The organism is Arthrobacter sp. BC5, assembly GCF_056680255.1.
The window spans coordinates 406,650-429,431 of sequence record NZ_CM155273.1; the positions used below are offsets into that span (position 1 = coordinate 406,650).

Sequence of the window (22,782 nt, forward strand, 5' to 3'; positions counted from 1 at the left end):
ATCCTCTCCTGCGCAGGAGGCGAGCACGACGGCGTCGGGCCGGCCACCAAAAATGACCGGCCCGTACCCCACCACAATTGTCCTGAACGAGTCAGACGATCCAGACGGCGGCGTCAGGGGTGAGGAGGCCGTCGATCACAGCGTCTGGCTGCGACCTTAGAACGACCTCACCCTCCGGGAGCTCTACGGACGCCGCAGAGAGGTTCGCGACGATGGTCGTATCGCCGACGCTGAACGCGAGGACGTGCTCCGCCCCTACCTCTTGCCAGGAGAGCTCTGTGGCCGGAGCAATGTGTTGCCGGCGGAGCTTCAGCGCATGCTGATAGAACGAAAGCGTGGAGGTAGGGTCGCCCTGCTGCACGTCGACGGCGTAGTCGCGGTAATCAGCGGGTTGCGGCAGCCAGGTTTCTGCCGATGACGAGAAGCCGAAGGCAACCTCATCGGCGACCCAGGGTAGCGGCACGCGGCAGCCGTCGCGTCCGCGGATGGTACGCCCCGAGCGCTCCCAGACAGGATCTTGACGAACATCGTCGGGCAGGGATGTGCCTTCCGGCAGACCCAGCTCCTCGCCTTGGTACAGGTAGGCGGATCCTGGCAAGGCGAGCATCAGAGCGGTCGCGGCACGAGCCCTTCGCAAGCCGAGCTCCCTGTCCGGTTGCGGGTCGTCCGCACCGACACCGGCCTCGAGGTCCACCGGCCCGTCGTAGCCGAAGCGGCTGGCATGGCGCATCACGTCATGGTTGGACAGCACCCACGTGGTCGGGGCACCGACTGCCTGGTTGGCCGTGATAGACGTGGTGATGGTGTCTCGGATCTGCGTGGAGTTCCATGGCAGTGACAGGTACGCGAAGTTGAAAGCCTGATGCATCTCATCAGCGCGGACAATACGTGCTGTCCGCTCGGGCGGAAGCCACGCCTCCGCGCAGAGGATCCGGGTGCCCTCGGAGGAATCGAGGATTTCCCGCCAGTGCCGGAAGATGTCGTGGATACCCTCCTGGTCCCACATGGGCGGGCGCTTCCCGTCAATCGGCTCGACCACTCCGTGCACGGGGTAGGGCCAACTGGGAAGGCCAGGCGCTTTCACCATTGCGTCGCAGACGTCCACGCGGAATCCGTCCACTCCCCGGTCCAGCCAGAATCTCAACGTCTGATCGAACTCGGCCTGCACTCGAGGGTTGTCCCAGTTCCAGTCCGGTTGGCTCGCGTCGAAGAGGTGGAGGTACCACTGACCGAGCTCACCGTCGTCTTCCGTGATCCTTGTCCAGGCCGGTCCTCCGAACATGCTCTGCCAGTCATTGGGGGGCAGCGAACCGTCAGGGCCGCCACCCTCCGCGAAATGGAAGAACGCGCGCTCGTCGGTTCCAGGCGCTGCGGCAAGTGCCGCTTTGAAGAGCGCATGGTCCCACGAGCAATGATTGGGGACCATATCGACGATGATGCGCAGACCCAGCGCGTGTGCCCGCTCCATCAGCTCATCAAAATCTGCCAGGGAACCATACATCGGATCAACGCCGCGGTAGTCCGCGACGTCGTAGCCCCCATCGCGTTGCGGGGACGGGTAAAAGGGCGACAGCCACACGGCGTCCACCCCGAGATCCGCTATATGGCTAAGACGGCGGGTGATACCTGCGAGGTCCCCCGTACCGTCCCCGTTGCTGTCGGCAAAGGATCGGGGATACACCTGGTAGATGACTGCTGTCCGCCACCATTCGGAGTCATGGGGATCGATCATCGTGGAAAAGCTCCTTTTCCGTAGAGGTCCGGTCTGCGGTCTGCGAGTAGTCCGTTGTGCGGCGAGATTGCCTTGTCGCGGGCTAGGTGCAGGGAGAGTGCGGCACGGGCCACTGGCCCGGCACCTGACCCGGGGGTGACTTCCGCGACGACCCAGCCGTACTGGCTGACGATCGCCGTGGCTTCGTTCCAGGTCTGGCCCCGTTCAACGCCGGAGCGGTCGCAGCAGGCGATGAACACCCCGTTGGTGCGTGCAGCGGCCTGCGCCGCGATGACCTCGGCAACGCGTTCCGCCTGCGGGTGCTCGCCGGATGGCCAGTTCGTGGGAACCACGATCAGGTCCGCGCCCCCTAGTGCCGCCAGCCGCGGCATTTCCGGGAACTCGAGGTCGTAGCAGATCAGCAGCGCGATGCGGCCGTGCGCTGTGTTGATGACGCGTGGAAGATCATCGCCCGGCTGGAACACGAGGGTCTCGCGATCCCAGAGATGCGTCTTCCGGTACACGTCCACAACGCCGGAGGCGTCCACCAGGGCAGCGCTGTTGTAGAGCACGTCGCCGCCATCCTCGCAGAAACCGAGGGCGACGATCAGCGAGCTTCCCCGCAGGGACTCGGCGATGTCGGAGAACAGTTCGTGGTCCCTGGTGATCGCCACACTGCGCGCCTCCGCGGCGTCCGTGAACACGTAGCCCGAGGTCGCCAGTTCGGGCAGCACCAGCACATCCGTTTTGGCGATGAGGGCGTCAGCGATCGCCGTCGAGATGAGAGTGCGATTCGCTGTCAGGTCTCCGATCACGGGTGCCAGCTGGTGGCATGCGACGTCGGTCAGTCTCTTCGGCGTCCCTGCTGCCGTGATCACTTCACGGCCCCTTCGGTCAGGCCGCTGATGAGGCGGCGCTGCAAGAGGACGTAGGCGACGACGATCGGGAGGGCAACGAGCACTGCTGCTGCCGCGGTGACGTTCGGGTCCGCGGAACGGGAAGCCCCGGAGAAGAAGGACAGTGCCAGCGGCGCCGTCTGCACGGCCTCGTTCTGGGGAACCAGGATCAGTGCCAGGAGGAACTCGTTCCAGGTGAAGAGGAACAGGATGGTCATCAGGGTTGCAATGGCGGGAGCGGCGATCGGCAGCAGTACCTTCCGGAAAGCGGTGAAGTTGGAGGCGCCGTCGATCCGTGCCGCCTCGATCAGCTCTCCCGGCACCGAGGCGAAGAAGGCACGCATCCAGAACACGCCGAGCGGCACCGAGAGCCCGATCTGCGGCAGGATCAGCGCCGCGTACGTATCGATCAGGCCCCAGCCCTCGAGCATCTGGTACAGCGGCAGGACAGTGACCTCGTAGGGAAGGACCAGTCCGAGGAGCATGCCGCCTAGCATGATCCTGCCCCCGGGTACCCGCATCTGCGCCATGGCAAAGCCGGCGAGGCAGGACACCGCGACGGTGACCGTGACCACCGTGATGGTCACGAACGCGCTGGACAGCAGTGCCGAGCCGAACCCGCCGCGTGTCCAGGCTTCGGTGAAGTTGGCCAGGGTCGGTGCACCGCCGGAGCCGGACCCCTGCAGGGAGGACAGCATGATCGAGACGAAGGGGAACACCGCGATCAGCGCGGCGACGATCAGGAGTGCGTGGGTGGTGAGCACTTCACTGCGTGTGTTCTTCATCGGCTGCTCCTTTCGTCGGCGGGTGCGGAGACCTGCGTCTTCCGTGCTCCCGACGGTCGGTCAGGGCGCTCACGGAGCGCCAGCTGAACCAGTGCCACGATCAGCAGCGTCAGCAGGGTCAGCACCACGGCCAACGCCGAGGCCTGTCCGAGGAGGCGGTTCTGGAAGGCGTCCTGGTAGATGTACACACTCGGTACGGCGGTCGAGGTACCGGGGCCGCCCCGCGTGGTGTTCCAGATCAGGTCGAAGTTCCGCAGTGCGAACGTGATGGTGAGGATCAGCGCGATGGAGATCTGCGGCCGGAGGGCCGGCAGCGTGATGCTGATGAACTCCCGGATGGGACCGGCGCCGTCGAGCCGCGACGCCTCGTAGACCCCGCGGTCGATCGTGGCGATTCCGGCGAGGAACAGCACCATGCACAGGCCGTACTCCACCCAGGTGCCGATGCCGCCGATGGCCGGGAGTGCGGTGTTGAAGTCACCGAGCCAGCTGCGGGTGATGGACCCGAGGCCGATGGCTCGCAGCGCCTGGTTGAGAACTCCGTCATCGGCGAGGATGTCCCGCCATGCGACGGCTACCACCACGCTCGAGAGAATCTGGGGAAGGAACAGGAGTGCCCTGAACAGCGTCAGCCCGTAGATCCGGATCCGTGACATGAGCCCTGCGAGCATGAGGCCGATGATCACGGGGAGGGCGGCGTAGAAGATCAGCAGGATCAGGGAGTGCCCGAGCGCCTCGCGGAGGGCCGGATCGGTGAACACCGCAGTGTAGTTGGCGAACCGCACCGGTGTTGCCACGCTGATGCCGTCCCAGCTGTAGAACGAGATACGTACCGACTGCCCGATGGGCACGAGCACGAAGGCGGTGAAGAAGGCGAGCGCGGGGGCGACGTACAGCAGGGAGGACCACGTGTAGCGGGACCCGCGCGGCGGACGCCGGACAGGGGCGGTGTGCGCCCCTGCCGTCCGGGTGATGGTCGAGGTCACCCGTTTGCCTCGGCCCAGGCAGCCTGTACCCGCTCGGTGAACTCCTCAGGACTGGCGCGCCCTGCCATGACTTCCTGCAGCCCTCCACCGAGCTGCGAGAGCATGTCGGTGGTCGCCCAGTCGTAGTAGCCCACCTGGGTCCCAGCTGCGATGGTCTCCTCGAGCGCCGTAAGGGTCTGTTCCTGGAGCGGGTCCTCGGCAGTGACACCGTCGGTCACCACCGGCAGCCTGCCGGTGTCCAAGATCCACTGCCCCGTCTCGGGGGTGTGGAGAGTGTCCAAAAAGGCGATCGCCGCGAGTTCGTTGTCCGTGCTGCTGCTGACGTGCCACGGTGATGCCGTTGCACCCACACCACCCGAGGTCAGGGAACCGAAGCCGAACTCGTCGGGGTTCAGGAAGGCGCCGTTCCAGGAGCCGCCCACGAAGAAGACACCTTCGCCGTCGGCGAAGCGCGTGACAGCGTCCTGGTTGCTGAGTCCGTCATAACCGGAGCCGAAGTAGCCCTCCGCGGCCCAGTCGGCCATGGTCTGCGCGGCCTCTACGTTGCCCTCGGTCTCGAAGGTGGCGCCCTCCTCGCCGCCGATCCAGGCTGCGATGTCGTCCGTGTCCTGGGTGGTTGCGGCGATGTCGGAAAAGATGTGGGTACCCGCGTATTGGTCAGCGTTGCCCAGCATGATCGCCTGCTCGCCGGCCTCCTGGGCTACAGCGGCGCCTGCTTCCACGTCCTCGATCGAGCTCGGGGCCTCCAGCCCCAGCTCATCGAGCTTCGCCTGGTTGTAGTAGATGCCCTGCACTTCGCTGATGGGAGACATGCCGTAGAGCGTCCCGCTCCCGAAGGCGGACCCGTCGTCGTTCCAGCGTGCCGGGTCGAGTGTGCTGGCCCCGGTGCCCTCGGTCCACCCGTACACGTCGGCGACGTCGTCGAGCGGGCGCACCAGGTCACCCCGGACCAGGGCCCCGTCCACCGCATAGCCGATGTTCCCTTGGAACAGGTCCGGCGGTGAGCTGCTGGCCGCAGCGTTGACCACGGTGGAAATCAGGTCGTCGAAGCTTCGGTAGGAGATGTCGACCGTGACGTTGGGGTATTCCTCCTCGTACGCCGGGATCAGCTCCTGCATGAGGGGTTCCTCGGCCTGGTCGGCCCAGATGGAGAGCGTCACATCGCCGAGGTCAGCGACCTGCGCCGGCGTCACGGTCTCGGAGATACCCTCGAAGTCCTCATTGGCCGTCGGGGCGTTACCACTCCCGGGAGCAGAACATCCAGCGAGTGTGAGGCCTGCTGCTACTGAGGCGGCAAGCGGAATGGTCATGAAGCGCGTGCGGCGCCCTGTCGAAGATGTGTTGCTCATGCCTGTGCTCCTGTAGGTACTTCGGCGTTGTCGTAGGTGGCGAGGCGCATCGTCGCCGTCGCCGCGTGCGCTGACATCCCCTCGCTGTTCGAGATCACCGTGACGGCTTCGGCGAGGGCCGGAGTCGCTTCGCGGGTGATGCGCTGGTAGGTGAGCGGCTTGAGGAACCTCGACACGGAGAGGCCTGCGCTGTGCTTCGCGCCGCCCGCCGTGGGAAGCGTGTGATTGGTGCCGGCCATCCCCTTGTCGGAGTACGCCACGGTGCTCCAGTGGCCGAGGAAGAGCGAGCCGTAGTTGGAGAGGTGGTCGTGGTACCAGGCGTCGTCTGCGGTCTGCACTTCGAGGTGTTCGGGAGCAAGTTCGTCCATCACGAGAACGGCGTCCTCGGGTGAGTTGACCACGATCACCGAACCGAAATCGATCCACGCGGGCCCGCAGATCTCGCGGGTGGACAGCCCGGGGAGCTGACGCTCAACGGCTGCGATGACTGCCTCACCGAGTGAGCGGGAGGTAGTGACGAGGGCTGCCGGAGAGTTCGGTCCGTGTTCCGCCTGTCCCAGTAGGTCGGCGGCGACCGTTTCGGCGTCGGCGGTCTCGTCGGCGATGACTGCAACCTCGGACGGGCCGGCGAGCAGATCGATGGCCACCGTGCCGAACAGCTGACGCTTCGCTTCGGCGACGAAGGCGTTACCGGCTCCTACGAGCATGTCGACGGGCGGCTGGCCCAGCAGACCGAACGCCATGCCCGCGAGTGCCTGCACGCCACCGAGGAGGTAAAGGTGATCAGCTCCGGAAAGGTGGGCCGCATAGCTGACGGCGTCGTTCGCCTTTCCGTTGGGCTGGGGTGGCGTGCAGCCGAGCACGGAGGGCACACCGGCCACCTTGGCCACGCCGATACTCATGAAGGCGCTGGCGGTGAGGGGGAACCGGCCGGCAGGAAGATAGGCACCCACACTGTTGATGGGAACGTACCGCTGGCCCACGATCAGGCCGGGAAGCATCTCCGACTCGAAATCAGCGAGGTGCTCACGCTGCAAGGTGGCGAACTTCTGGGTCCGTTCGGACCCGAGTTCGATGGCGGCGCGCAATTCGGGCGAGAGCCGGTCACCGCTGGACGCGATGGTGGCCGCGTCCAACTCGAAGTCCTCCGGCTCGGAGCGGTCGAGATCGCGGGCGTACTTGCGGATGGCCTGCAGGCCGTCGCGTTCGATATCGAGAAGCATCTCGCTGACGCGGGCGGCCACGGCAGGGTCGCGCTGGGCGGGAGGAGCGTCGATGCCCGGCGCCTTGAGCTCCTCGAAACGGTCACCATGGGCGGCTCTGAACTGTGGGCTGAGTCTCATACCTTCGACTATTCCGAATTAGTTACCCAAGGACAACTGCAAACTTTCAAGGGCTTCCCATAGGCTGAAGCTATGACACTTAATCAGCTGAGAGCTTTTCTCATGGTGGCGCTGAAGGGAAGTTTCTCGGCGGCGGCGCTGGAGATGCAGATGGCGCAACCCTCGGTGTCCGAGATGATCAAGCGGATCGAGCAGGCCTACGGGGTGCTCCTGTTCACGCGCGGCCCTCGGCGCCTGGTGCTGACCAACGCCGGTGAGGAGCTTCTGCCTTACGCCAGGGCTGCGGTGCAGTCAGCGGACAATGCCGATGCGGCGTTGAAATCACTGACCTCACTTTCCGGCGGTGTTGCCACCTTCGGGCTGCTGCGCAACGCGAACTTCTACTTCCTGTCCCGTCTCCTAGAGCGGTTCACCATGCGCTTCCCGGATGTGCGATTGCGGGTGATCGGCCTCAACTCGGTGGAGGTCGCAGAGGCTGTGACGTCGGGTGACCTGGAAGCCGGCCTTGTGGTGCTGCCCGTCGACTCGGACGCACTTGAGGTCACCCCCTTGATGAGGGATGAGGTTTTCTACGCGTCGGCCGACCCGCTCCGAACCGCGCACCCCGTGACCATGCAGGATCTCTCACGCGCCGAACTGATTCTGTACGACGCGCACTACGGATGGCGTGATCCCACCCGGCGGCAACTCGCGGAACGAGCCAAGCTCGAAGGCGTGTCCCTGACCGCACGCGTTGAAGTGGAGCACGTCGACTCCGCACTCCACATCGTCGCGCGTGGGCTCGGTGACACGATCGTTGCAGGAGCGGTCAGATCGGGACCCGCTTTTCCGCAGTCGATTCATACAGTCCCATTCGCCGAACCGCTGTATGACACCATCGCTTTGGTGCAGCGGCGTGGTGCCGTGTTGTCCCCTGCCACCCGCGAACTGGCACGTCTGGCTCAACGCATGCTCTTGGAACAGCAGTTACCGCCCTCTCGACCGTGAAGGTTGAGGTCGCGAGGCGCCCTACTGAGATGGCTCGCAGCGGCTACGTGCCGGACTCGGCGATCCGTTTGATGGCGGCGAGCGTCTTCGGGATGCCGTCGAGCGCCTGCCGAGTCCGGTCGATGATCTGCGCGGGTGCATCATCCCCGAACTTCTCCTCAAACATGGCTATGCCGCCTGGCAGGAAATCCCACGATTCGGTCAGAGTGGTCCCGGTGCCGGCCGGCGTCAGCGTGTAGCCCCAGCGAACCCTGTCGCCGCCGACCACCCAGGCGAACTCGCGGCCGCGTTCTGCGGCCACGACCTGCGACCGGGTTTCCCAGGTGCGGTGCGGAAGCTCATTGCGCCCTGTGAACCAGGCGCCGACCTGGCCTGCGCTGACGTCGTCCTCCCACCAGCACCGCGTACACACCGGACTCCACTCGCCGGTGCGGGTGATGTCGGAGACCAGGTCGTAGATACTGTCCGCCGACGCCTGGATCGTGACGGACTCCTGGTGGTGGCGGATCTCTGTCTGGCTCATGCGCCCATTCTCACAGAAGATTCTCCTCGTCCTGCGGGGATCGGCTGCAGCGATTCGTGCCCGCATAGACTGAGTGCTCGCGCCGGCTACGGAAGGCCCCACATGTTGAACGCCGAACGAACCGGCACCGGAAAGCCACTCGTCCTCGTGCATGGGCTCGGCTCGAGCGTCCGCACCTGGGACCCCGTCCTCCCCCTGCTGCAGGAACAACGCGAGGTCATCGCCATCGACCTCCCCGGGTTCGGCGGCAGCCAGCCGCTCGCGGGTGAGGTAACCATCGCAACCCTCACGGACGCCGTCGAGCAGTTCCTCGAGCAGGACAACCTGCGCGACGCGGATATCGTCGGAAGCTCGATGGGTGCGCGGATCGTGGTCGAGCTGGCGCGGCGGGGCCACGCCGGCAACGTCGTCGCCCTCGATCCCGGAGGATTCTGGAACGACACTCAGGTACGCATTTTCAACGGCAGCATCACCGCGTCCATTGCGCTGGTACGGCGCCTCCAGCCCGTCCTGCCTTCACTCGCCCAGCAGGCTGCGGGCCGGACGGCGCTGCTCGCCCAGTTCTCCGTGGCCCCCTGGAAGCTCGACCCGGACCTCGTGCTGACGGAGCTCCGCGGGTTCGCCACCTCGCCCAGTCTCGACGAAGCGCGTAGGTCGCTCGCGCACGGACCGCGCCAGGCAGGCGCGCCCCAGGGGACGATCAAGGGCACGCTGGCGTTCGGCTGGGGCCGGTCGGACAGGGTCACCCCGCTCAGTGAGGCCGCCGTCGCCATGTCTCTCTATCCGGACGCTACCCTGCACGTCTTCGAGGACTGCGGGCACTTCCCGCACTGGGACCAGCCGCAGGAGACAGCCCGGTTCATCCTCGACGCCACCGCTGCTAAGTCGTCGTGACTATCCTCTGAGCCGCACACCTGGCAAACGTGCTGGTGGCGCCTCGGTACGTAGGCCTCTGCCGGCGTCGCCGCCTACCTGGAGTTCGCGATGGCCTGACCCTGGTGCTGCAGGCCCACCAGCATGGTGCGGTTACGCGCCCCGGTCTTCCGCAGCATGGCGCTCACGTGCTTCTCGACTGTCTTCACCGAGATGGCGAGCCGCGTGGCGATTTGCTTGTCCGCCAGACCCTCGGCCAGGAGGTCCCGTACCTCGAGTTCGCGGGCCGTCAGTGATATCGCCTCGCCTGTGTCTGCCGCACGGTTCTCGGTGAGGCGCGTGAACATCGCCCCGTCCAGCAGGGCGTCGCCGCGGGCGGCGGCGACGACGACGCGCGCCACCTCCGCGGGCGTCGAGGACAACGAGAGGAAACCCCGCACGCCCGACGCCGCCGCGGCCGCCAGCTGCTCGTCGGTCGGATGGTCGACGACGGCGACCACGGGCCGCTCAACGGTGTCCCCGCTGGTTACTCGGGCCTCGGCGTACTGGCCGAGCAGGTGCTCGTCGAGGACGATCATGTCCGGCTGCAGCAGGGACACTGCCTCGGTCAGGTCCTCGACGATGGCGAGTTCGCCGAGTACCTGGACGGACGGCTCGGAGGTTTCCAGCAGCCGCACGAGCCCGGCCCGGACAAGCGGCTGGGCACAGGCGACGAGGACCTTCCAGCGGTCCCGGGAGGCATCGCCGTTGGAGGAGTAGGGCACCTGCGCGCGGATGCTGGTCCCCCAGCCCAGCGTCGACTCCACGTGGAGTTCGCCGCGGAGGTAGTGGGCGCGGGCCGCCATGCCGTGCAGGCCGAGACGGCTGCCCTTCAGGTCCGCACTCTCCTGGCCCTCGAACCCACGGCCGTTGTCCTCGACGACGGCCGTGATGCCGGTGGTGTCGTAGAAGATGCCTACCCGGCACGTGGTGGCACGGGCGTGGGCCACGACGTTCGCGACGGCTTCCTGGATCACCATGAAGAGCTGGTGCGCGACGACGGGCGCCAGTTCGTGCGGTTCGCCGGTCACGAGGAGCGTCAGGTTGATGGGGTAGCTGCTGCCTACTCGATCGAGTTCCTGGCGTACTGCCTCCTCGAGAGTGCTGCCGGCGAGACTCGACGGCGCGAGGCCGAGCACGGTGCGGCGGGTCTCGAAAAGCGCTTCGTGGGCGAGCACGCGGGCGGAGTCGATGTGCTGGATGGAGGGTGATCCACCCGGCGTCACCCTGTCCGCTCGGTCGAGATGCAGCAGGAGCGATCCGAGGGATCGGCCAATGGTCTCATGGACGTCCTGCACGGCCCGCTCGCGTTCGCCAGCCACGGCCGCCTCGCGTTCCTTCGCTGCTGCGGCCTGGTGGAGCCGCGAGTTCATGATGGCAATGGCGGCGTGGTTTGCGAAGAGCTCTACGAGGGAGGCGTCGCCGGGGCTGAAGATGCGGCCGGGACCGTCACTGAAGATGGCGAACGTGCCGATGATCGCAGTGGCCCAGGTGATGGGGACGCCGATAACGGCGCTCCCCCACCGAGGGTCCGCCGGGTCGATGTGGCCTGAGGGCACAGTCGCGTAACGGTCGAGAATGACGGTGCCGCGGGTCTTCACGATTTGCCCGGTGAGGCCTTCGGTCAGGGGGAAGGTCTGGCCCTGGTGGCAGCCAACGCCTTGATCCACCTCCTTGCGGTAGTAGCCCTCGGCTTCGTGGACGATGGAGATGGAGCCGCTCTCGCACCCGAGAAGGGCAGCGGCGTGTCCGAGGACGCGTTCGAGGAGCGGGACCAGCTCGAACTGGCCGGCGAGGTCGCGGGCGAGTTCGGTGATGCGGTCAAGCTGAGAGGGCGGAGGGTTCTGTTGGTTCTGCGTGATGCTGGGCGTGGGAAGCTGCTGCATGTACGGCACCTGACTCCTGCAACCGGGCGCAACGCTGCGCACGGGCCTTCAGGATAGCGGGCCGCCAACAGGAAACCAGTAGAGATCCGACGATCTTCCTTAAGGCCTGGGTGGTCTGCACGCGTTGATTCGGCAGTGGACACAAATGGGTGAGTATAAGGACCGGATTTGTTCGGTTGCCTTCAGTGCTACGCCACCCGAACGTTCGGACGCCACGACTCTCAGCAAGAGTAGCTTTAGGCCGCTCGATGGCGGTGTGCCGGGCGCGTTCTTCGCGGTGCTGTAGGTGTCTTTGAGCGTGCCGGCCATCCTCACATCAGCAGAGAACGTCGCTTGAGGAGAGTTCGCGGGCACCTGGTACCAAATTCCAAGACCTCCTCCACTAAGGAATGACTGATCCTCGTCACCGATCTCCCTCACCCAGTCAGGACGCCCCGCTAAACACCCCACAGCCCGAGAGCCCCCGCAGCTAAGGAGTTCCATGCGTAACTCGCTTTCCGCATTACGACCGTGGCGACGTTCTTCGCCTTGGTCGCTGTTCTTTATGCTGTCCTCGCCGTGGTGATCCTGGTGATCTGCGCGGCGCTGTACCCGTAGCAGCTCGGCAGCATCGCCCCTTACGTGCTGGGGCTGCTGGCATGGAGGCCGTTTTCGCGTGGCTCGCTCGCGCAGTGAATAAGTGATGGATACAGAAAGCCCCTCAGCGCCTCCGCGCCCCTAGGACGGACGTGCAGCCCGGAAACCCTCTCAGGCTCTCCAACCGGCTACCGCCGCCGTTCAGCTCGTAAATCACCTACCCCATCAGGGCTCACAGCCAATGCCGTCGTCATCATTTCCATCCAGCCTTGGTTGCCAACCAGGGTCATTCTCCGTAATGGGTGCTGCGCCTGCGGCGCGGACAGCATCACAGTTGGCATAAGGGGCCATTGGGGCAGGAGCGACCGGGGCGGGCGCAACTGGCGCCGGTGCAACCGGGGCGGGCGCAACTGGCGCCGGTGCAACCGGGGCAGGTTCCGGCGATGGCGGGGTGGTAGGCGCAGATTCAGACGACCCTCCAACTAATGAGGAGTCATAGGGAATGTCCGCGTTTTCGCAAGCTATACCGTCGCGATCAATATCGAAATCAGCCGAATAGAGGGGCGACCCTGCGGGCATGTTGTAGATACCAAGAGCGGCGGATTCCTCGCAACTGTCGAGGGGGCTTGTCGGAAGCTCCACTCGTTCCTGAGTAGGAGTTGGTGTGGGGCTAGGAGAGGGGGTTGGTGTAGCTGAGGGGGTAGGCGTCGGAGACGGGGTGGGCGTCGGGGATGGGGACGGGGTTGCAGTCTCAGTAGGTTCCGCGGAAGCCGTAGGGGTGCTTTGCGCTACCGGTGCTTCATCGACCTCCGCAGACGGCGGAAGTAGTAAGCCGCCGATGATGACCAGGACAAAGCCCGCCCCGGCAGTAGCTCCACCCCACTTCCTCCCCAGTAGCCGCAGCCATGACGGCCGACCCGAAATAAGCGCGTACAAACCGGTGAACAACAGGAACAGCGCAAGCATCACCAGCAGCCCACCGACACCGCCGCTCACCGCGCCGAGGATCAGAAACAGGAGAAGCACCGCACCTACTATCCAGGTCGAAACTCCCGCCTTCGCACGCCAACGTGGGGGCGGATCTTGACCGGGAAAACGCTCGTAAGACGACGACGTGGAAACCCCCAAAGAAGTGATCGGCAACACAATCATTTTATGGGAGTGAAGTTGGGAAACTGCTGGGCCCGAGCCCTGAGCGAGCGCAGCACGCGGAGCCGACAATCCGGCTCTAAGGGATCAGGCCGCCTGGGAAGTACGCACCGGCTGTCGGGCTGCGAGCCTGGATCGGAGTTTTACCTTCATGCGGCGCTTGGTGTTCCTCGACAGCACCCGCCCGGATGGCATGCCCTAATCGCTGGTCCATTGGCCCTGGACGCGGAACAGGACGGTCAGCACATCACCCGTCCGGGTCTCGAGGACCGCGGCGAAGTCCTTGAACTGGTAGACCCGCCGGGTGCCCTAAAGGTAGGTACGGTCCGGGCGCGCGAGGGCATCGGCCAACACGGTATGACCGGTATGACCGATAGTGTGCTCGATCATCATCTCGAGGGCATGGTCGGCCAGAACTACGCGTCCATCGACTTGGCTGTCGTATCCGTCTGACATGGTGTTCCCTTCTGCCGGTTGTCCCGTCCGCTCTCAAGGGATCTGTTTGCGGCGCAAGCGCCTACCCGCTTGTGACGATGCGTTTGAAGGTCCGAACTTAGGGTGCGACGACCTCAACAGTCGCCCAGCGACGCGAGTCGTAGTACTCAGTGCTGCCCGGCTCCAACTCATCCGGGGTGCTCGTCACCACCGCGTAGGTGCCGGCCTCAAGGTCACCGGCGAGGGTGATCGTGTGCGAGTAATTACCGACCGTATCGGTCTAGGCCGATTCGTCCTCGATCACGAACACATCGGACTGGGCTACCCCAAGGGCGATATTGATCCGCTGTCCGGGTTCATAGCCGCTGCCCGTGACCGTGAAAGATGAACCCGGCCTCGTTATCGTGCTCGCGATACCCCACTCCACATCGGGAGTGATGATGTTCGCTACGGGCCCGCTCACACCTGACTCAACAGGCGTCGTCACCGCAGGCCCGGGATCCAACGTCGACTCGCTCAAGGTCGTCTCCGAAGCAGCACTCGGCTCTAGCTCCTGGACCGGCGACGGGGCGGCGGAAGGCCCGACGGTGACACGCGTCGCCGTTGGCCTCGGACTAGGAATCAGGGTTGGACTCGGGCTAAGACTCGGGCTAGGACTCGGGGTGGCGGACTTGACGACCGGGCCGGGTTGAGCTTCTGGTTCCCCGGCAGGCAGCAACGAACACCCCGTAAGGAGCGTAACTGCCGCGGCGAGAGTGACAAGAGAGAGCATCCTGGTCAAAGTAGGCATCCTGACAAAAGAAAGCGAGGGGCAACGAGGGGCCAACCGGCAGAAGCCACGCACACCTCCATCCCCCACCCGCGACGCTACACGGCCAACCAAAGGCACCGCTTCCGCACCACCCGCGAACCAGCCCGAGCTCAAGCTCACAGACACGAGCGCAGAGTCACCCGCACGGCTACGAGCACGACGGGTAACCACACACCAAAACCACACTAAAGGGATGTCCAACACTGAAGGGCGCAGCCGAGGCTCGTGAAGAACACCGAGCCCCTGGGCTCAGACCCCTGGTACGGCTACCAGACCCCCTCCCCCTCCCCCGGCCCGGACTGAGCACCAGGAAGCGGACAGGGAACAAACAGGGGTGTTCCCTGACGCGATTAGCTGTAATCGAGCGAGTCGACTCAAGTACGCAGCCCGGTGTGACCGGAAGACAGTACAAGGCAGACGCAGTGCGCATCGCTTTGACCAATGCGTTCAAGGACATCCCCGAGCCGTTGCGCCGGTCCTTGACCTGGGATCGCGGTCGGGAAATGGCAGAGCATCAACAACTGGCCACGGACCTGAACGTGAACGTCTACTTCTGCGCCCCAAGAAGCCCGTGGCAACGCGGATCGAACGAGAACACGAACAGGACGCTTCGCCAGTACCTCACGAAGGGCGCCGACCTTCGACGGTTCACAGCCAGCGACTTAGATGACATTGCGAACCGTCTCAATGACCGGCCACGACAGGTGTTGAAGTGGACTAGCTCCAACGACCTCTACCAAGCCCACCTCACCACCCTGGATCAACCCGGGATACGCTCAGAATCACGGGTGGTGCGTTGACCGGTTGAGACCACCGCTTATCTTAAAGAATCGACTCTACATATATGGTAACTAGATCACCTCTTGCAATCTTTACTGAGTTTTCATCGGACCCGCCGGAACTAGTACGAATTTTTTTTGAGGATCGAAACATGACCGAACCTATCCAGTTCGGACTTTCATCCACGGTTGCTACGCAGATCGCTTCCTGCACCGACGTAACTACCATCTTCAAAACGTCAATCTGAACGACCCCTAGGGGCTTATTGGTCTCTGGATCGTTGACCTCAACAAAGGACCAAACAGTGACCTTGTTTCCAACTTCGACGAGATCATCACTGCCTTTGGTTAGTGCAACCCTATTAGCGTCAAGAATGGTAGCGACCCTAGCTTCCACTTCCATAAAATTTTGCTCACTCATTCCGAGTAATCCTTTCTCAGTTCTTCAAGCTCACTAAATCTTCGGTAGGTAATTTCAAGAGTGGACGGGAACTCGTAATTTTCGGCCTTGGTAAGAATATGAGGCATGTAGTCCGCGTTCAGGACCTGCGCGACGGAAAGTTGTACGTACTCCCCGTTGAAATCAGTAACCTCTAAGACCGCATGTAATAAACCTTGACCCCGAGTACCGAGGAACCAGGTAGAGCCAATCCGGGGCGTTACCGAGCCCTCATCAACTTCTGCCGCTATAAACAGCTTCCCGTTCTCATTTTTGACACTAACAATCTTTATGGCGCTTCCAGTTTGATCGGCCAAAAGTTCCCCTACAACCAACTTTCGGCCTAGCTCCACTCCGTTCTTGTGCTGAACCGGGTGGTTAAACATGGCTTCTTCTAGCTTACTTTTATAATCCTCCGCTTTAGTTTGCCACCCAGCCGCGGCCCTCAAAGCCGTATCTTTCTCTTCGGCGGCTTTCGCAATGTCGGTGTCGTACTGTCTGGCATTTTTCACCCAAAGTACGATGGAAGAATACCGGCTTTTTAAGCTGGGAAGTTTCAGATATACAACAGAAACAACTATAGCTACTAGCGGTATCGCCCAAAATAACCAAAGGGAACCTGAGTTCTTAACGTCAAAGTATCCACCCACCATCGCAATTAGAAATCCGAAAATTGCGACAAATACGGCAATATTTTTTCGGGTCGCTCCACGCTCCACGTTCAAAGTATAGGAAAGATTGTCGGAAATACTCTCATTCTCATGCTTTCTACGCCTTACCTACACCCTCTGTCAACCTATGGTTGGCGCGTGCTCGGTCTGTCTTAGACGCCGCGTAGCCACGGAACCACGCGGTCTGCCGTTCAAGGCTTTCAGGGCTCTCACGCTTGCAGGGGTTTTCTTTGGGGGATTGACCGGCGAGGTAGGCCCAGTATCCGGCGCGCTGGATCTCCATCGTCTCGTTGCGGCCGATCAGGGGCTCAGTAGATTCGGTTAGCATGTTCCCATCCTTGCGTGCGGTTGCGGTAGGACGCATTGAAGTCGGAGTTCCCGCCGAACATCGCGTAACGGAAGGATCCCAGGGTGTGCCGCCCGTTGACGGCGAACCACGCACTTAGCTCCTCGGATCCGTACTTCTTCACCCGCGACACCGGGCCGGAAAACAGGCTTATGGAATCGATGCCAGCAGCTTTGCCCTTCTCATTGAGGTGGAAGGACAGCTCGGAGGCGCACTTGTCGTACTGGCTGTAGACGTAGTTGCCGTACTCCTCGCGGGCTACCTCGTGCGGGGTCAGTTTCCGGGTAGGTCGCAGCGTGGGATTGGTGACGTCGTCGCCCTCCCCATGGGGCGGTTCGGACTCCTGCCACGCGGAAGAATCGTTGTCCTGCCCGCCCTCTTCGGCCTCGCGGGCGTCCACTAGCTCCTCGAGTTTTTCCATCGCCTCGGGGTCGTCCGCGTGCTTCGCGTACAGATCGGAAACCTCATCCCAAGACAGCTCCCGGATGGACTCGGCGGTGAGGCTGTCCGCTGCGCTCGAAGGCGGTGCCGGCAGGGCTTGGTACTCGCCCGGATCCTTTTCGCTGGCACTGTCCACGGCAGTGTCCGGCGACTTGGCTCCGGCCCGCCCGATGTCCGGGAGGGCCTGCTGCTCGCGCTCCCCCAGTCGCTCGCACGCCACGAAGTAGTTCCGCAGCGTACAGTCCATCTTCGCGTCGGATGCACCCTGGTGTTCAAGCTTGTCCAGTCTTTGCTCGAACCTGCGCACGGAGGTTGTCCCGTTCGCCACCGCCTGCGCATGCGGGTTCTCGTGGCACTTACACTGAGGGTCCTGGTGAATCCCGACACGCGGCTGCCCGGGCCCGGGATTCACTGCCCTGCACATTTTGTCTCGTCTCTTCCTGCCCTGGTTGCGCGGTGCGCGCGGGGAGCGCGTTTTGGTGCCGGTGTCAGGTCATCGGGTGGCGTTCAAGGGGTGGGGCTTGAATCGAGCGATACCGAAGCCGAGCGCACAGACCAGGGCAACGACCAGGATGACGCGCACGAGGTCGAGACCGGCATGCTCGGTGATAAAAATCAGTCATTACTCGATCACACGGTAGTCAGGCGTTGTAGAATAAAACGATACTGAAGCGAATCGCCCGCTAAATTTACGTTCACCGCAGGCAATCATCAACGGATTCCCGTACAATGCATTTTCAGCGTCTGAAGCCACTCAACCGGTGATTTTGGCTTTTCCCCAGTAAAAACAGTTTCTACATCCATGACATACGAAGTCAAAAGTACTTCAGAATTTAGAGGTATTTTCTTGATGATAAAATCCGCTCGTTTTTCGGCGTATTTAAAGGAAATAAATGTGTCCATTTCATCCACTATCCGTACCCGTCGATCTAGTAGATCACCTCTGTACTTGAGATAGCGCCTAAGTCCTGGACCATTTTCTATTCCAGCAAGTAGAAGAACTAGCTGATGTAGCGGTATCACCGCGACTTGGCCAAAGCTGCTTCCTTTGGGAAATATCTCAGTCAAGCAATCATAGTCGAGAATTGCGGTGGCATACGAATGAAGCGGCGTAGCAATCCCTGAAACAACAGATTCTCGTAGTCCGGTTAGAGGAACCTTCGATACCGTCACATCGCGACCTCGCTCAACTCTAGATTGTCTCAACATGACTTGTTTTACTGCTTTGCGGATTTGATCCCTGAACGCATTTAAAACAGTTTTCGAATTAGTTGGCGCAACCATAGCCTTACACTCACCAACGAAGGCGTATCCACTGCCGTCGTAAAAGAAGAAGTCTGTTTCTCCTTCGTTTAAAGCGTCTCCCGGATCTGTACACCGTACTTTGCCGTAAGGAATAGTAAATCGACTACCCACAACTTGCCGAATTGATTCACGAACGGTTAATTCGAATAGAGTAGATCGGAGCTGATCTCGTTCATCGCCTGTGATAGTATCCCGAGCTAGATTAAATAGGGCAAGATCAAGAGAAGTGAATGCAGTCCTCGCAGCTATAGGGAGGTACCTGCCATCAAATTCAATTATAGGACCATTCTCTATCATTGGACTGAATACTAAATCCGAAAAAGAATGACGGGCAAGACTTCCACTCTTTGTTGAAACGCTCCGTAATAAATCCGAGTCTAAATCGCGTGTAACAACTTCTCCGGATAGTTGATTGTATGCCTTTTTATAGTCCATAACCGCCCTGGTCTCCCGCAGCCACTCGAAAAGATCATCTACCGCTGTGGTCGTTATGTAATCCAATTCACTGAAGTGAGGCGAAGAGGAAACTACGACCGCAAAGGACTTACATACCAACTCACAGGCCCACGCAGTTCGAATATCTGTCGGCATTATCCGCCGCACTTGCTCACGCCGTTCATTGAAACGAAGTCCAGCCGGTAAGTCATCATCCTTTAGATTAGCAAAAGACATGACATTGACTATCGCTAGCCATTCCCCACAAACAGTAAAGTAGTTAGATACGGCTTCCTGATCTTTCCTCACACCCTCTGCGGCAACACCTAAAATCCATGCAAAACGATTGATACCAGCAGCTTCGGATAAATACTGACCCGCAGAGGTGGAGCCCGCTCCTGATAGGATTTTATTCGGAAAGAAGAGTACATTTGGATCTAACTGACCAAGCCAGTACTGAAGTCTCTTTTCAAGACGCTTTTGATGATTTTGAAGCAGTACAAAAAATTGCAAGAGTTCTTCTCGCGGTAGCTCTTGTGCAAGACACCGGCGAGCGGTCCCCCGGTATTCATCAGGAACAACATTTAATAGTTCTGTATTATCTACCGGAGTAGAATTTCGGAAGAGGTTTCGATTTGTGTCGCTCGTGGTTTCGCTCATCTGTTTCTAGAACCTTCTTCGCAACTTGTACGGGGGCATACGATAGTTTCTGTGATCCCATGTGCTCGGGATCAGCCAACTGATTGGGCATGTGTTCAATTCCAGGACTTTAGCAAGAACGCTAAGGACTCAGAATGATAAAGCAAAGAGCTAGTCCGCACTAGAGGAAGTGTCGATCTCACGCTACACCTCCACAAATACGTTACCGATTTGGTATGTACTCAACGAAATCGACGACACCCAGTTTTCGGATATAACCCGCACTTTTTCAAGCGAGCTGCAGAAACTCGATACAGTCAAGACGAGCGTGCCAAAAAGAATCATCATTACGTTTTTTCCGGTTTTGAGCCAAACTAACCCGTGTCCCTCATTGCAAAATGATATAACAGCTCGGACTTGATCGACAAACTTGCGCCTACGCTGCACCGCCAAATATTACGTTGATAGTCGGGGGGTCGCTACTTTATTAGTAATACTCATGGACACCACGATTGAGGACATACTTCGCCCACTGTGCTGCTCCTGTAGCAGTTCGACTTCTGATGTGGACTGATGCAGAATATCAATCACTGAAGGACTAGTGGGAACACCCTGAAATATGTGGCCTTAGTACTACTGAGTGGTGATCAGGAGTATGTTGCCGTAGGAGCGGAAGCTCGATATTCTCTATCCCGTTAGTCGAGGATCTCGTAGCTCAGGACAGTACGCGGGCAACGTTGTATCCGGCCGATTCCGTTAGGTTGTTCCGCGCCCGGTCATACCGGCGCGCGGTGCGCGGGTTAGGGTGTTCCATACTGTCTTGGAGGTCGTGCTGCGTGGCCCCAGCGTTCAGCGCAACGATGGCGAAAGCCTGCCGCGACTGTACGGACTGATACTGCGGGGATACCTGCCACCTGAGTCAACCGCCGCACCGTACGGAATGCCTTGCACGCGTCCCACTGCTTTCCCGTGGCCGTTGTGAAGATCGGCAGGTCCTCGCCTGCCGCTATTACCAATTTCCTACCTGAGGTTTGTAGGTAGGCATTCAAAGGGCCCGCAGCGGGAGGGGAAAACTGCCTTTTACTGCAATCCACCCTTGCGCTGGACTGTCAGCGTCAAGTGCCCGGCGTCGTAGCCGTAGTCGGTTGTACTGGTATTCAGAGCCTCACTGAGGCGCAGACCAGTGAACAGAAGCAGGCTCACCAGGGCTTCCGACCGAGGCCCGTTAGCTCGCGCCGCTTTCAGCAAGGCCCGACACTCAGGGATGCTCAGAGCTTGCGTGCTGGATTGGTCAGCCAAATCTTGGGACGAGCCACCAGCGCGACCGGGTTGGTGGTCGTCGTACCTACTGACGTTGCGTACCGATAGAAGCTCGATACCGCTGCGATCTTCTGTGCACCGGTCGCCGGAGCGCCGGTCAGAGTGTGCCTCCATCCGTCAACCTCCATGCGCTGGACGCGGAGCAAATCCAGCCCGTACCCGTCCCGCCACGTGCAGAACTGACCGACGCTACGACGGCAGGCGCAGAGCGTGTGCGCCGACCCTGTTAGCGACACCTTTCATGCGGCGAGGATCAGCTCATGACGTCCTGCGTTAGCGTGTGCACTGCTCAGTGACTCGAGCTCCACACTCACACGATAACTGACATTATCGTGTGACTGAGCTGAGGGAACCCTTGCAGTCTTAGGTTGGTGATATTTGAAGTTGGTTGGATCTATAGCATGCTTCAGGACCAACTGAGTTCGAACGATGCGCGTTATAACTTCTCTAGAATTTAGTCCCACATCCAGTGCACTTTCATGGAAAGTCACACGGTCCTTGGGGCATTTTTTGGAAGTTGCCCAAGTAGAGGTTTATGAACCCAGGGAGAACACCGCCTGCCGAACAAGCCACAGCACCCGAAGTCGTGATACGCCACAATCGACTGGCTCAGGGGCTAGTACGCTCGTCGTGGTTGGCGTTCCGGCTCAGTATCGAAATCAGACCTTGGGCTTTGGACCTCATAGGGCAACTTCGGCTACGCCTGCTCCTGGTAGTAGCAACTGGATAGGTAGGGCCTAGCGCAGCAACCGCGAGCAAGCGCCTACCAGCGCTCCGGCCACGGCGCTCATAGTGTCTCACCTAAAGGCAGCAACAGGATCTAGCAGCTGGAAGACGGGCGAAGTGTTTTCTCTTAGCCCGGGCCGCCCAATATGGTGTCGCATCATGAGCTTCTACTCGATGAACCCTACGGCGACGACTGCATGGCGTCTTGCCGTTCTCATGGGGGCGAATAGCCGAACGTATAAGTTCGCTCTCGCGTCATCGCTGTTGAAGCATGCTGGACAAGGGCTCTCGGGCGTGGTGTTACGTGACCTGGCGGAAAGCTACGCGCGGGTCATCGTGGAACACGCTGAAGTGGCTCCGCAGGCACCGTCATCACTGTCTTTAGGAAGCACGGATTTCCTGGCTTTGGTCCGTCGGGATGCTGCTGAGAGTGTGCGGCACGGCTCACCTACTGAGGCACTGGTCGAAGCGGCTGTGCGATCCATGCCCGGAATGGTGATGCAGAAGTTCCATAACTTACGTGGAGGGATTGAAGCTCCACATCGGTTCTACAACCTCAGGTCGTTAGGTGCTGATGGGGTCGTAGAGTTCACGCCCGCGTTGATGAGCATCGCCCACACTAAGGACCACAGTTTGACTGCTGAGCTAGATGCGCGGTGGCGCATTGTCGAGACGTCCTTTCAGACCGGGGTGGGACAGAGCCTCATCGCGGAAGGGTTCGGGGTTGATGTCATCGGTGGAACCCTCGTGGAGAAACGTCGACGTCGGTCAGTCGTTGGGCTGGGTCCGGCCGTCCTGGGCTTCCAGCACGGCCGCTGCCTCATCTGCGATACCCCGATCGCAGACACCGACAGAACAGCCATTGATCATGTATTTCCGTTTTCCCTGATGCGACATGGCAGACTCCTAGCCGAGCCTGGAGTGGACCTCGACGCCCTCTGGAACCTCACTCCAGCACACGCCGAGTGCAATGGCCGTAAGAGCAACCGGCCCCCAACCACGCTCGAGGTTGCCCGACTCGGACAACGCAACGAAGCCATCATGTTGTCTCCACATCCGCTTCGCCGCACACTCGAAATTTCTTTAGCCACCGCAGGGATGCGGTGGAAGCCGGGGGCATGGCACCAATACTTAGCCCACGTCATCGCATGACGGCGGCCTAATGCGGTGGGAACCAGCTTCGCTGCCGACGACGGTATTCAAGATGGTGGCCACCCACCTTATGAGAAGACTCGACGAGTAGCTTCCTGTGGGTGGTGTGCTCACCATGAACGTGAAAGCTCAGATCGTCCGATACCACCACGTGAAGGAGCCGGTGGGCGCGCTGCAAAT

19 protein-coding genes and 1 pseudogene are annotated in these 22,782 nt (G+C 61.2%); 5 read left to right on the top strand and 15 right to left on the bottom strand.

Annotated features, from left to right (window positions below):
- Positions 1–91: 91 nt before the first annotated feature.
- The 6 genes from AC1MFI_RS01700 to hisD are packed head-to-tail and all read right to left on the bottom strand — an operon-like array spanning position 92 to position 7,070.
- Complete coding sequence (locus AC1MFI_RS01700) at positions 92–1,732, bottom strand: glycoside hydrolase family 13 protein (protein WP_479819157.1); 1,641 nt, start codon at positions 1,730–1,732, stop codon at positions 92–94.
- Positions 1,729–2,589 carry a nitrilase-related carbon-nitrogen hydrolase gene (locus tag AC1MFI_RS01705; RefSeq protein WP_479819159.1) on the bottom strand — a complete coding sequence of 287 codons (861 nt, stop codon included), beginning with the start codon at positions 2,587–2,589 and terminating at the stop codon, positions 1,729–1,731. Before AC1MFI_RS01705 ends, AC1MFI_RS01700 begins: the two co-directional genes overlap by 4 nt.
- Positions 2,586–3,392, bottom strand: coding sequence for a carbohydrate ABC transporter permease (locus AC1MFI_RS01710; RefSeq protein ID WP_479819161.1), 807 nt, complete (start codon positions 3,390–3,392; stop codon positions 2,586–2,588). The genes AC1MFI_RS01705 and AC1MFI_RS01710 overlap by 4 nt, the downstream gene beginning before the upstream one ends.
- Entirely contained in the window at positions 3,389–4,378 is a 990-nt protein-coding gene (locus AC1MFI_RS01715) for a carbohydrate ABC transporter permease (RefSeq protein WP_479819163.1), read from the bottom strand. The genes AC1MFI_RS01710 and AC1MFI_RS01715 overlap by 4 nt, the downstream gene beginning before the upstream one ends.
- A complete protein-coding gene (locus AC1MFI_RS01720; RefSeq protein WP_479819165.1) occupies positions 4,375–5,727 on the bottom strand; it encodes an ABC transporter substrate-binding protein in 1,353 nt (450 codons plus the stop codon). The genes AC1MFI_RS01715 and AC1MFI_RS01720 overlap by 4 nt, the downstream gene beginning before the upstream one ends.
- The gene (gene hisD / locus AC1MFI_RS01725; protein ID WP_479819167.1) at positions 5,724–7,070 is read right to left on the bottom strand and encodes a histidinol dehydrogenase; all 1,347 of its coding nucleotides are present in this window, start codon (positions 7,068–7,070) and stop codon (positions 5,724–5,726) included. Before hisD ends, AC1MFI_RS01720 begins: the two co-directional genes overlap by 4 nt.
- 72 nt (positions 7,071–7,142) lie before the next feature.
- Here hisD and AC1MFI_RS01730 point away from each other — a divergent pair, with 72 nt between their 5' ends.
- Positions 7,143–8,057 (top strand): LysR family transcriptional regulator, encoded by a 915-nt coding sequence (locus AC1MFI_RS01730; RefSeq protein WP_479819169.1) that lies wholly within the window; start codon positions 7,143–7,145, stop codon positions 8,055–8,057.
- A gap of 43 nt (positions 8,058–8,100) precedes the next feature.
- Here the strand turns inward: AC1MFI_RS01730 and AC1MFI_RS01735 are convergent, their stop codons facing one another.
- Positions 8,101–8,580 (bottom strand): SRPBCC family protein, encoded by a 480-nt coding sequence (locus AC1MFI_RS01735; RefSeq protein WP_479819171.1) that lies wholly within the window; start codon positions 8,578–8,580, stop codon positions 8,101–8,103.
- 102 nt (positions 8,581–8,682) lie between these two features.
- Here AC1MFI_RS01735 and AC1MFI_RS01740 point away from each other — a divergent pair, with 102 nt between their 5' ends.
- Entirely contained in the window at positions 8,683–9,474 is a 792-nt protein-coding gene (locus tag AC1MFI_RS01740) for an alpha/beta fold hydrolase (RefSeq protein WP_479819172.1), read from the top strand.
- A gap of 74 nt (positions 9,475–9,548) precedes the next feature.
- On the opposite strand, the gene AC1MFI_RS01745 is transcribed toward AC1MFI_RS01740, so the two are convergent.
- Positions 9,549–11,378 carry a hybrid sensor histidine kinase/response regulator gene (locus AC1MFI_RS01745; protein WP_479819174.1) on the bottom strand — a complete coding sequence of 610 codons (1,830 nt, stop codon included), beginning with the start codon at positions 11,376–11,378 and terminating at the stop codon, positions 9,549–9,551.
- An 801-nt stretch (positions 11,379–12,179) separates the two neighbouring features.
- Positions 12,180–13,106 (bottom strand): excalibur calcium-binding domain-containing protein, encoded by a 927-nt coding sequence (locus AC1MFI_RS01750; protein WP_479819176.1) that lies wholly within the window; start codon positions 13,104–13,106, stop codon positions 12,180–12,182.
- Between the two features lie 210 nt (positions 13,107–13,316).
- Between AC1MFI_RS01750 and AC1MFI_RS01755 the strand changes: the two genes are divergently transcribed.
- A complete protein-coding gene (locus AC1MFI_RS01755; RefSeq protein WP_479819177.1) occupies positions 13,317–13,556 on the top strand; it encodes a hypothetical protein in 240 nt (79 codons plus the stop codon).
- Between the two features lie 262 nt (positions 13,557–13,818).
- Here the strand turns inward: AC1MFI_RS01755 and AC1MFI_RS01760 are convergent, their stop codons facing one another.
- The gene (locus AC1MFI_RS01760; RefSeq protein ID WP_479819179.1) at positions 13,819–14,058 is read right to left on the bottom strand and encodes a hypothetical protein; all 240 of its coding nucleotides are present in this window, start codon (positions 14,056–14,058) and stop codon (positions 13,819–13,821) included.
- A 698-nt stretch (positions 14,059–14,756) separates the two neighbouring features.
- Between AC1MFI_RS01760 and AC1MFI_RS01765 the strand changes: the two are divergent.
- Positions 14,757–15,149, top strand: a pseudogene (locus AC1MFI_RS01765) (IS30 family transposase); the annotation flags it as partial.
- Positions 15,150–15,171: 22 nt separating this feature from the next.
- Here AC1MFI_RS01765 and AC1MFI_RS01770 read toward each other — a convergent pair.
- The 5 genes from AC1MFI_RS01770 to AC1MFI_RS01790 form a co-directional block, all read right to left on the bottom strand.
- Positions 15,172–15,549 carry a hypothetical protein gene (locus AC1MFI_RS01770; RefSeq protein WP_479819181.1) on the bottom strand — a complete coding sequence of 126 codons (378 nt, stop codon included), beginning with the start codon at positions 15,547–15,549 and terminating at the stop codon, positions 15,172–15,174.
- Complete coding sequence (locus AC1MFI_RS01775; RefSeq protein WP_479819183.1) at positions 15,546–16,286, bottom strand: hypothetical protein; 741 nt, start codon at positions 16,284–16,286, stop codon at positions 15,546–15,548. Before AC1MFI_RS01775 ends, AC1MFI_RS01770 begins: the two co-directional genes overlap by 4 nt.
- Before the next feature lie 260 nt (positions 16,287–16,546).
- The gene (locus AC1MFI_RS01780; RefSeq protein WP_479819185.1) at positions 16,547–17,332 is read right to left on the bottom strand and encodes a hypothetical protein; all 786 of its coding nucleotides are present in this window, start codon (positions 17,330–17,332) and stop codon (positions 16,547–16,549) included.
- Between the two features lie 404 nt (positions 17,333–17,736).
- Complete coding sequence (locus AC1MFI_RS01785) at positions 17,737–19,425, bottom strand: hypothetical protein (protein ID WP_479819187.1); 1,689 nt, start codon at positions 19,423–19,425, stop codon at positions 17,737–17,739.
- Between the two features lie 1,247 nt (positions 19,426–20,672).
- Positions 20,673–20,960 carry a site-specific integrase gene (locus AC1MFI_RS01790; protein WP_479819189.1) on the bottom strand — a complete coding sequence of 96 codons (288 nt, stop codon included), beginning with the start codon at positions 20,958–20,960 and terminating at the stop codon, positions 20,673–20,675.
- A gap of 649 nt (positions 20,961–21,609) precedes the next feature.
- Here AC1MFI_RS01790 and AC1MFI_RS01795 point away from each other — a divergent pair.
- Positions 21,610–22,602: an HNH endonuclease family protein gene (locus AC1MFI_RS01795; RefSeq protein WP_479819191.1), complete on the top strand. Its 993-nt coding sequence runs from the start codon at positions 21,610–21,612 to the stop codon at positions 22,600–22,602.
- Positions 22,603–22,782: the final 180 nt, after the last annotated feature.